Here is a 10,809-nt window from a genome sequence, read left to right as displayed (position 1 = left end):
GCGGTGGCGTCGCCGGCGATGACGGTGGTGGTGGGGCCGTTGTGGGCGGCGATGGCGAGCTGGTGGCGCCAGGGGGCGAGGAGTTGGGTGGTGTCGTGGTGGTTGAGGGGGATGGAGGCCATGCCGCCGTGTCCGGCGATGGCGAGGATGGCTTGGCTGCGCAGGGCTGCGATGCGGGCGCCGTCGTGGAGGGTGAGGGCTCCGGCGATGGTGGCGGCGGCTATTTCGCCTTGGGAGTGGCCGATGACGGCGGCGGGGCGGATGCCGAGGGATTGCCAGAGCTCGGCGAGGGCGACCATGGTCGCGAACAGCGTCGGTTGCACGATGTCGACGCGGGTGAGGTCGAGGTGGCCGCGCAGGGCATCGGTGAGGGTCCAGTCGATGTAGGGGTCGAGGGCGGTTTGGCAGCGGGCGATGGAGTCCGCGAAGACGGGGGAGGTGTCGAGGAGTTCGGCGCCCATGCCGGCCCACTGGGAGCCCTGGCCGGGGAACACGAACACCGGACGCCCGAACGTGCCGCTGCCCAGGACGACCCCTGGCGCGGCGGTGCTCTCGGCGACGGCGGCGAGACCGCTCAGCAGCTCGGCCCGCTCCTCCCCGATCACCACAGCCCGCTGCTCGAACAGGGACCGGTCCGACACCAGCGCTGCGGCCACCTCCGCCGCTTCCCACTCCGGGTGCGCCTCGACCGCTGCCCGCAACTGCTCGGCCTGGGCGCGCAACGCCCGCTCGTCCCGGGCGGACAGCACCCACGGCAGCAGAGTGTCGCCGACCGCGGCCACGCCGGCCACCGGTTCCTCCACCGGCTCGTCCGCCGGCGCCTCCTCCAGGATGACGTGCGCGTTCGTCCCGCTGACCCCGAAGGAGGACACGGCCGACCGCCGCGGCCGCCCCGTCTGCGGCCACTTCCGGGCCTCGGTGAGCAGTTCGACGGCGCCGGCGGACCAGTCGACGTGCGGGGTGGGCTCGTCGACGTGCAGGGTGGGCGGCAGCACGCCGTGCCGCATCGCCATCACCATCTTGATGACGCCGCCGACCCCGGCCGCCGCCTGGCTGTGGCCGATGTTGGACTTCAACGAGCCCAGCAGCAGCGGCCGTTCGGCAGGCCGCTCCTGCCCGTACGTCGCCAGCAGGGCCTGGGCCTCGATCGGGTCGCCCAGCCGGGTGCCCGTCCCGTGCGCCTCCACCGCGTCGATCAGGTCCGGCGACAGCCCGGCCTCGGCGAGGGCCTGCCGGATCACCCGCTGCTGCGAGGGCCCGTTCGGCGCGGAGAGGCTGCTGCTGGCGCCGTCCTGGTTGACCGAGGAGCCGCGGACCACGGCGAGCACCGGATGGCCCAGCCGCCGGGCGTCGGACAGCCGCTCGACCAGCAGCATGCCCGCGCCCTCGCCCCAGGCGGTGCCGTCGGCGGCCGCCGCGAAGGACTTGCAGCGCCCGTCCCGGGCGAGGCCGCCCTGACGGCTGAACTCGACGAAGGTGTCGGGCGTGGCCATCACCGTGACGCCACCGGCCAGCGCCATGGTGCAGTCGCCGCGCCGGACGGCCTGGGCGGCGAGGTGGAGCGCCACCAGGGACGAGGAGCAGGCCGTGTCCACGGTCACCGCCGGCCCTTCCAGTCCGAGCACGTAGGCGATCCGTCCGGACGCGACGCTGCCCGCGGTGCCGCTGCCCAGGAAGCCCGCGACCGACTCGTCCACGGAGGCCAGCCGGGTGCCGTAGTCGTGGTACATCAGGCCGGTGAACACCCCGACCCGGGTGCCGCGCACGGTCGTGGGGGCGATGCCGGCCCGCTCGAAGGCCTCCCAGGAAGTCTCCAGCAGCAGCCGCTGCTGGGGGTCCATGGCGAGGGCCTCCCGGGGGCTGACGTCGAAGAACCCCGGGTCGAACCGGTCGGCCCCGTCGAGGAAGCCGCCCTCGCAGACGTAGGAGGTGCCCGGGCGCAGGCCGTCCGGGTCGTAGAAGTCCTCGATGCGCCAGCCGCGTTCGGCGGGCGGCGCGCCGACGGCGTCCCGCCCGGCGGCAGCCAGCTCCCACAGCTCCTCAGGGGTCCGGACCCCGCCCGGGTAGCGGCAGCTCATTCCGACGATCGCGATCGGCTCGCGGTCGGCGGCCTCCAGTTCGGCCGTCCGGCGGCGTGCCTCTGCGAGTTCGGCGGCAGCCCACCGGAGGTGCTCGCGAAGCTTGTCTTCATGTGCCACTTGAGCCTGCTCCTATAGCCGGTGCGGGGATCGAGGTGTTGCCGGGTTCTCGGCCCTCAGCGGGCGCGCAACTGGTCCAGTACGTCGAAGAGTTCGTCGTCGGTCGCCGAGGCGAGGTCGGGTCGGTCGGCGTTGTCCCGGCCGTCGTCGCCCCAGCGGGCGAGGAGGTCCCTCAACCGGTGGGTGATCGCGGTCCGGGCCTGGTCGTCGTCGGTGAAGGGCGTCAGGAACGCCTCCAGCCGGTCGAGTTCCGCGAGCGCCGGGCCCACCTCCGTCCTCGCCCCGGAGCCGAACAGGCTGCAGAGGTGATCGGCCAGGGCCGTTGCGGTGGGGTGGTCGAACACCAGGGTGCTGGGCAGTTGGAGGCCGGTCGCCTCCTGGAGCCGGTCCTGGAGCTCGAGGTTGGCGAGCGAGTCGAAGCCCAGGTCGACGAAGCCCTGGCCGGGGTCGACGTCCTCGGGGGAGGACTCGGCCAGCACGATCGCCGCATGGGTCCGGACGAGGTCGAGCAGGGCGCGTCGGCGCTCGGTCTCCGGCATCGCCCGGAGGCGCTGTGCGAAGCCGGTCTCCGGGTCCGCCACCGGAACGGCTGCCGGAGCGGCTGCCGCGGCAGCGGCGGGCGCCGGTCCGGTGACCGGTTCCCGCAGCAGCGACGGGACCTGTCCCTGTTCGGCGCGGCCCCGCACCACCGCGGGGTCCAACCGGACCGGGACGAGCACCGATTCGGTGATCATCATACGGGCGCTGTCGAAGAGATCAAGTGCCTCCGCGGTGGAGAGCGCGCCGAACCCGCTCCGAGCCAACTTTCCCGCCTGTGCGGCGTTCAGACGTTCCGTCATGCCGCTGCGTTCGGCCCACAGGCCCCAGGCCAGGGACAGCCCCGGCAGTCCCTCGGTGTGGCGCCGCCGGGCGAGCGCGTCGAGGAAGGCGTTCGCGGCGGCGTAGTTGGCCTGTCCGGCGGTGCCGAAGGTGCCCGCGGCCGAGGAGAACAGGACGAAGGCGTCCAACCCGCAGTCGCGGGTCAGTTCGTGGAGGTGCCAGGCCGCGTCCACCTTCGGTCGCAGGACGGCGTCGAGCCGGTCGGGGGTGAGCGCGGAAACCAGGCCGTCGTCGGTCACACCGGCGGCGTGCACCACCGCCGTCAGCGGACGGTCCGCCGGCACGGAACGCAGCAGGGCGGCCAGGGCCTCGCGGTCGGAGGTGTCGCAGGCGGCGACCCTGACCTCCGCACCCGACGCGGTGAGCTCCGCGACCAGTTCCGCCGCTCCCGGGGTCCGCTCCCCGCGGCGCCCGGCCAGCAGCAGGTGCCGGGCGCCGCGTGCGACCAGGTGACGGGCGAGCAGGCCGCCGAGCGTGCCGGTGCCGCCGGTGACCAGGACGGTGCCGTTCGGATCGAAGGCGGGGCTGTCCCCGGCGGGCCGCTCGACCGGCACCAGCCGCGGCGCCAGCACCTCGGACCGGCGCAGGGCCAGCTGCGGCTCGTCCGAGGCGAGGGCCCGGGCCAACTCGGCCTCGGTGGGGACCGGCCCGTCGAGGTCCAGCAGGCCGAAGCGCCGCGGGTGCTCGGACAGGGCCGACCGCAGCAGGCCCCAGACCGCGGCCGAGGCCAGGTCGGGCGCCGAGGCGCCGTCACCCGCGACCTGGGCGCCCCGGGTGACCACGACCAGCCGGGCGGCGGCGAACCGCGGCTCGGCGAGCCAGGAGCGCACCAGCTCGAGGGCAGCGGAGGTGGCGGCGTGGACGGCGGCCGGTACGTCGCCGGCGGCCGGTTGCACGGGTGCGAGCACCACGTCCGGCACCGGTGACCCGGCGGCGGCCAGCGCCGCGAGGTCCGGGTAGTGGGCCTCGGAGTCCACCGCGAGTCCGGCACCCACCACCGCCGTCCGCAGCGCGGCCGTCTCCGGGGCGGCCGGCACCGGCTCCCACCGGACGCGCCAGAGCAGGGCGGAGCCGGCCGGGTCGCCGGGCAGCGGCCGTGACCGCAGGCCCGCGACCGATGCCACCGGGACGCCCGCCGGGTCGGCCGCTTCGAGTGTGATCGTGTCCGGCCCGGTGGGTGCCAGCCGGACCCGCAGGGCCGTCGGGCCCGTCCCCCGCACCGAGACGCCGTGCCAGGCGAACGGGACCGGGATCGGCCCGCCGGTCTGCGGGGCCGCGGCGGCGCAGGCCTGGAGCGCGGCGTCCAGCAGCGCCGGGTGGAGTCCGTACCGCGCCGCGTCGGCCCGGTCCGCCTCGGAGAGGGCCACCTCGGCGAACACCTCCTCGCCGCGCCGCCAGAGCGCGCGCAGCCCGCGGAAGGCGGGGCCGTAGTCGAGGCCCAGGCCGGCGAAGCGGCGGTAGCACCCGTCGAGGGCGACCGGCTCGGCGCCGGGCGGCGGCCAGGAGACCAGGTCCGGGGAGCCGGCCGGCTGCTCGGGTGCCACGGTGCCGGTGGCGTGCCGGGTCCAGGGGGCGTCGTCGGGCTCGGCGGGGCGGGAGGACAGCTCCACCGTCCGGCGGCCGGACCCGTCCGGGGCCCCGACGGCCAGCCTGACCCGGACGCCGCTCTCCGGGGCGCTGTCGCGGTCGGGGAGTTCCAGCGGGGCGTGCAGGGCCAGTTCGGCGATGTGCGCGCAGCCCGTCCGGGCGCCCGCCCAGCGGACCAGCTCGACCACGGCGGTGCCGGGCAGCAGGACGCGTCCGTGCACGGTGTGGTCGGCGAGCCAGGGCAGCTCGGCGGGCGACAGCCGGCCGGTGAACAACAGCCCCCCGCCGTCGGGGAGTTCCACCACGGCGCGGAGCAGCGGGTGGTCCGCCGGAGCGAGCCCGGCGGCCGCCACGTCGGGGGCGGCCGGCCCGTCCTCCAGCCAGTAGCGGCGGCGCTGGAACGGGTAGGTCGGCAGGTCGACCGGGCGCAGGCCGGTGGCCGGGAACGCCGCCGACCAGTCGGCAGGACCGCCGTGGACGTGCAGCTCGGCCAGTGCGGTGAGCAGCCCGTACGGGTCGCCGAGCGGCGCGGTGGCGTCGCCGGGGGATGCGGTGGCGGCGTCGAGCGGCGCGGCGGCGGCGCTCAGGGATGCGGCGGCGCCGCCGGGGAGGTTCGGGGCGCCGAGGGGCACGTCCACGGCACCGACCACCTGGACGTCAGGGCCCGCGTCGGTCGCGATCCGGGCGGCCGACCCGGGACCGAGGGCGACGAACCGGGTGTGGCCGTGCTCCAGCAGCCCGCGCACCGCCTCGGCCGGATCGCCCGTCAGCAGCGGTACCGCGGCACCGGACGGCTCGGACGCCTCGCCGGACACCGCCGCGCGCGCCCCCTCCGCCAGGGAGAGCGCCTGCGCGACACAGGCCCCCGCGATGGCGGCCTCGCCCGGCGCGACCACGGCGGCCGGCTCCACGCCGTGCCCCCGCCACCACCCGGCGAGGGCGACCAGCACGGCCCAGCCCACCGCGCGGCGGACCTCCGGACGGGCCCGGTCCGGCGCGCCCGCGGCGCCGCGCAGCACCTGGGTGGCGGACCAGCCGGCGGCCTCCACGAGCACCGCGTCGCAGGCCGCCAGCCGCTCGGCGAACAGCGGCGACGCGTCCAGCAGGCGCAGCACCAGGCCGGCCCGCACCGACGGCCGCTCCGGCAGCACGAACACCACCCGGGCGTCCCCCCGGGCGACGCCCCGGACCAGCCCGGGCTGCGGTTCGCCCGCCGCCAGGGCGGCCAGTCCGGCCCGGAAACCGGCCCGGTCCGCCCGCAGCAGGACGGCCCGGTGCTCGAAGGCCGTGCGGGTGCCCGCGAGTGCGGCGCCCACCTCGGCGGCGGTCGGGGCGGGGTGCGCGTCCAGGTGCTCCAGCAGCCGTGCGGCCTGGGCACGCAGCGCGGCCTCGGTGCGGCCGGAGAGCACCCACGGCAGGGCCGTCCCGGGCTGCCCGGGGGGTCCCGGCTGCCGGGGCGGCTCGGAGGGCGCGAACTGTTCGGACGGTACGGCCCGTTCAGCGGGTACGGCCTGGGCGCCCGGTGCGGCCTGGGCGCCCGGCGCGGGCTGTCCGGTCGGCGCGGGCTGTTCGTCCGGTGCGGGCTCGGCCTCCTCCAGGACGAGGTGCGCGTTGGTGCCGCTCACCCCGAAGGACGACACCCCGGCGCGGCGCGGCCGTCCCGTCGCCGGCCAGGGCCGGGCGGCGCTCAGCGGTGCCACAGCGCCCGCCTCCCAGTCCACGTGCGGGTTGGCGCCGTCGAGGTGCAGGGTGCGCGGCAGCACGCCGTGCCGGATCGCCATCACCGTCTTGATCACGCCGGCCACGCCCGCCGCCGCCTGGGCGTGGCCGATGTTGGACTTCACCGAGCCGAGCCACAGCGGCTCCGCGCCGGAGCGGTCCTGACCGTAGGTGGCCAGCAGCGCCTGGGCCTCGATCGGGTCGCCGAGCGTCGTCCCGGTGCCGTGCGCCTCCACCGCGTCCACGTCCCGCGCCGACAGCCCGGCGTTCTCCAGCGCCTGCCGGATCACCCGTTGCTGGGCGGGCCCGCTCGGCGCCGTCAGGCCGCTGCTCGCGCCGTCCTGGTTGACCGCACTGCCCCGGATCACCGCGAGGATCCGCCGGCCGTGCCGCCGGGCGTCCGAGAGCCGCTCCAGCAGCAGCATCCCGACGCCCTCGCCCAGACCGGTCCCGTCGGCCGTGGCCGAGAACGCCTTGCACCGCGCGTCGGGGGCCAGCCCCCGCTGGCGGCTGAACTCGACCAGCGCCATCGGCGAGGCCATCACCGTCACCCCGCCGGCCAGGGCCAGCGCGCACTCGCCGTTGCGCAGCGCCTGCGCGGCCTGGTGCAGCGCCACCAGCGAGGACGAGCACGCCGTGTCGAGGGTGACGGCCGGGCCCTCCAGGCCGAGGGTGTAGGCGACCCGGCCGGAGGCGACGCTGCCGGTGCTGCCGTTGCCGACGTAGCCCTCGAACTCCCCCGGCACCCGGCGCAGTCGCGAGGCGTAGTCCTGGTAGATCACCCCGGCGAAGACGCCGGTCCGGCTGCCGCGCAGGGACGCCGGGTCGATGCCCGCCCGCTCGCACGCCTCCCAGGACGTCTCCAGCAGCAGGCGCTGCTGCGGGTCGGTGGCCAGCGCCTCGCGGGCGCTCATGCCGAAGAACGCCGGGTCGAACTCGGCGGCGTCGTGCAGGAATCCGCCCTCGCGGACGTACACCGAGCCGTGCCGGGCCGGATCGGGGTCGTACAGTCCGGCGTCCCAGCCGCGGTCGGTCGGGAAGGGCGAGATGACGTCCCGTTCCTCGGCCACCACCCGCCACAGGTCCTCCGGGGAGGTGACCCCGCCGGGGTAGCGGCACGCCATGCCGACGATCGCGATCGGCTCGCGGGCCCCGTCCTCCAGCTCCTGGAGCCGCCGGCGCGTCCTGCGCAGGTCGACGGTCAGCCGCTTGAGCGCGTCGACGACCTTCTCGTCACTCGTCATTCCGCTGTGCGCCTCTCTGTTCAACGACGGCTCCGACAGCCGGTCCGCCGGCCTGGCCGACGGCAGGTCCGACGGCGTGGCCCTCGACGGGTCCGGTGACGGGTCCGGGACGGGCATGGTCACGAGTTCCGCAGCTCGCTGTCGACGATGTCGAGGATCTCGTCGAGCGTCGCGTCCCCGAACTCCTCCTCCTCGGAGGCGGATTCGGCCGCGCGGCCGGTGACGCGGTCGGTGGCGCGGTCGGCGGTGCGTCCGGCGGACGGCTCGGGCTGCGGCGGGTGCAGCTGCGCGGCCAGCCCGCGCAACCGGGCGGCGAGCCGCTCACGCGCCGCCCGGTCCGCGGGGGCGAGGTCACGCAGGCCCGCCTCCAGGCCGTCGAGGTCGAGGAGGACCGGCGACTCGGCCGGCCGTTCCCGCCGCCCGAGCAGCTCCCCGAGGTGCGCGGCCACGGCGGCCGGTGTCGGGTGGTCGAAGACCAGCGTCGCCGGCAGCCGCAGACCGGTGGCCGTGGCCAGCCGGTTGCGCAGCTCCACCCCGCGCAGCGAGTCGAACCCGGACTCCAGGAACCCGCGCCCGGCCGCGACCGCCTCCGGCGAGGTGTGGCCGAGGACTGCGGCCGCCTGGCCGCGCACCAACTCGACGAGCCGGTGCGACCGTTCGGCGGCGGGCAGCCCGTCGAGCGACAGGCCGGGGCCGGTGTCGGCCGCCGCCTCCGGACGGGCCGCCCGCCGGGGCGCCGCACCGAGCAGCGTCCGCAGCAGCGGCAGGTCCCGCCCCGATCCGCCCTCGCGCAGCGCGGGGAGGTCCAGCCGGACCGGGACCACCAGCGGCCGTTCCTGGGCGAGCGCCGTGTCGAACAGCGCCAGAGCCGCTGCCGTGGACATCGGGAGCACGCCGGAGCGCCGCATCCGCGAACGGTCCGCCCCGCTCAGGCCGCTGGTCATCGTGCTGGCCGCCGACCACAGCCCCCATGCCATCGACACCCCGGGCAGGCCCAGGGCGCGGCGGTGCGCGGCCAGGCCGTCCAGATAGGCGTTGGCGGCCGCGTAGTTGGCCTGGCCGGCATTGCCGAGCAGCCCGCCCGCGGCCGAGAACAGCACGAACATCGCGGGCTTGGCGTTCACGGTCAGCTCGTGCAGGTTCCAGGCCGCGTCCGCCTTCGGGCGCAGGACGGCTCTGGCCCGCTCCGGCGTGAGCGAGGCGAGCGTGCCGTCGTCCAGCACCCCGGCCGCGTGCACCACGCCGGTCAGCGGATGGTCTGCCGGGACGGCGGCGAGCACCGCGGCCAGGGCGGCGCGATCGGCCGCGTCGCACGAGGCGATCGTCACCTCGGCGCCCGACTCGGCCAGCGAGGAAGCGAGTTCGGCGGCCCCCGGCGCGCGCCGGCCCTGCCGGCTGACCAGCAGCAGATGCCGGACACCGTACGTGTCGACCAGGTGGCGGGCGACCAGCGCGCCCAGCGTGCCGGTCCCGCCGATGATCAGCACCGTGCCCTCCGGGTCCAAGCCGGGCGCGGCGAATCCCTCGTCCGGGTGCAGTCGGGCCAGCCGGGGCACCAGCACCCGCCCGGCCCGGAGCGCGCACTGCGGCTCGGCGCCGTCCAGCACGGCCGGCAGCACCGTCGACAGCTCCGACGGAAGCTCCGGGGACAGCTCCGGCGACCGGGCGACCGACCGGGCGACGGCGTCGTCGGACGCGAGGCCGTCGGCCACCGGCCCGTCGACGTCCAGCAGGACGAACCGGCCCGGGTGCTCGGCCTGAGCCGACCGCACCGCACCCCAGACCGCGGCTGCGGCGAGGTCCGGCGAGGCGACCGGGTCGGGCGAGGCGTCGACGGCACCGCTGGTCACGACCACCAGCGGGGCGGCGCCGAACCGGTCATCGCTCACCCAGGCCTGGAGCAGCGACAACGCCCGCTCCACCGCCCGCCCGGCCGCGTCCGCGGACAGGGTGTCCTCGCCGGGCTCCGCCGACCAGCGGACCACGACGGCTTCGGGCACCGGCGCACCGGCACCGATCGCGTCGGCGAGGGCGGCGAGGTCGGGGTACCCGCCGGGCCCGTCGGAACCGAGCACCGCGAGGCGCACGGTGCCCGCGGCCGCGCGGCCGGGCGACTCCTGCCAGGTCAGCTGGAACAGCGAGTCGGCGCCCGCGCGGTGGGCGGCCGACCCGAGCTGCGCCCGGGAGACCGGCCGGACGGCGAGCGAGTCGAGCGTGGCCACCGGCAGACCGGTCGGGTCGGCCACCGCCAGCGAGAGCTGGTCCGGGCCGGTGGGGGTCAGCCGCACCCGCAGCGCGGTCGCGCCGGTGGCGTGCAGGGTGACACCGCTCCACGAGAACGGCAGCCGTACCTGCGCGGCGCCGTCGATCAGCGTGGTGTGCAACGCCGCGTCCAGCAGCGCCGGGTGCACGCCGAACTGCGCGGCCGCGTCGTGCTGCTCGCGCGGAAGCCCCACCTCGGCGTACACCTCCTCGCCCTTCCGCCAGGCGGCACGCAGACCCCGGAACGCCGGCCCGTACCCCAGACCGTCCTCGGTCAGCCGCTGGTACAGCCCGGTGAGGTCGACCGACACGGCCCCGGCCGGCGGCCAGGCGGCGCCCAGCGCCCACCCCGCGACCGCTTCGGTCGCTTCGGCCGGTTCGGCCGGTTCGGCCGGGGAGACGGTGCCGGTCGCGTGGCAGGTCCACACATCGCCGGCCTCGGAGCCGTCGACGGCGGAATGGACCGTGACGGTACGGCGTCCGGCGGCGTCCGCCGCACCGATCCGGACCTGGAGCCGGACGGCCTGCTCACCGGGAAGGACCAGCGGCGCCTGGAGGGTCAGCTCCTCGATGTGGTGGCAGCCGAGGCGGCGGCCGGCGTGGAGGGCGAGTTCGACGAGCGCGGTGCCGGGGGCGAGGACGGTGTCCCAGACGGCGTGGTCGGCGAGCCAGGGGTGCGTGGCGGCGGAGAGCCGACCGGTCAGCAGCACTCCCTCGTCGTCCGGCAGCGGGACGGCCGCCGCGAGCAGCGGGTGCCCGGCGGAGTCGAGTCCGGCGCTGCGGGGGTTCGCGGTCGCGGGCGGGGTGAGCCAGAAGCGTTCGCGTTGGAAGGGGTAGGTGGGGAGGTCGGGGTGGTGGCCGGGGTGGAGGTGGGGGGTCCAGTCGACGGGGTGGCCGTGGGTGTGGAGGTGGGCGAGGGA

The 10,809-nt window shown here is 76.8% G+C and carries 3 protein-coding genes; all 3 read right to left on the bottom strand.

The features are described from left to right. A partial coding sequence (locus ABT247_RS27470) for a type I polyketide synthase (RefSeq protein ID WP_350747422.1) occupies positions 1-2,198 on the bottom strand: 2,198 nt, incomplete at its 3' end. A gap of 56 nt (positions 2,199-2,254) precedes the next feature. Next, positions 2,255-7,627, bottom strand: a complete 5,373-nt coding sequence (locus tag ABT247_RS27465) for an SDR family NAD(P)-dependent oxidoreductase (RefSeq protein ID WP_350747419.1) — start codon at positions 7,625-7,627, stop codon at positions 2,255-2,257. 119 nt (positions 7,628-7,746) lie between these two features. Further along, the coding region (locus ABT247_RS27460) for an SDR family NAD(P)-dependent oxidoreductase (RefSeq protein WP_350747416.1) at positions 7,747-10,809 on the bottom strand (3,063 nt) is incomplete at its 5' end.

Origin of the sequence: Kitasatospora sp. NPDC001539, from assembly GCF_040298565.1 — a bacterium.
Lineage (GTDB): Bacteria > Actinomycetota > Actinomycetes > Streptomycetales > Streptomycetaceae > Kitasatospora.
This window is presented reverse-complemented; position numbering and strand designations above follow the sequence as displayed.

What these genes read in the sequence shown, in the direction of transcription:
- ABT247_RS27465 (WP_350747419.1), bottom strand. Translation starts at nt 7,627, where the DNA reads ATGACGAGTGACGAGAAGGTCGTCGACGCGCTCAAGCGGCTGACCGTC.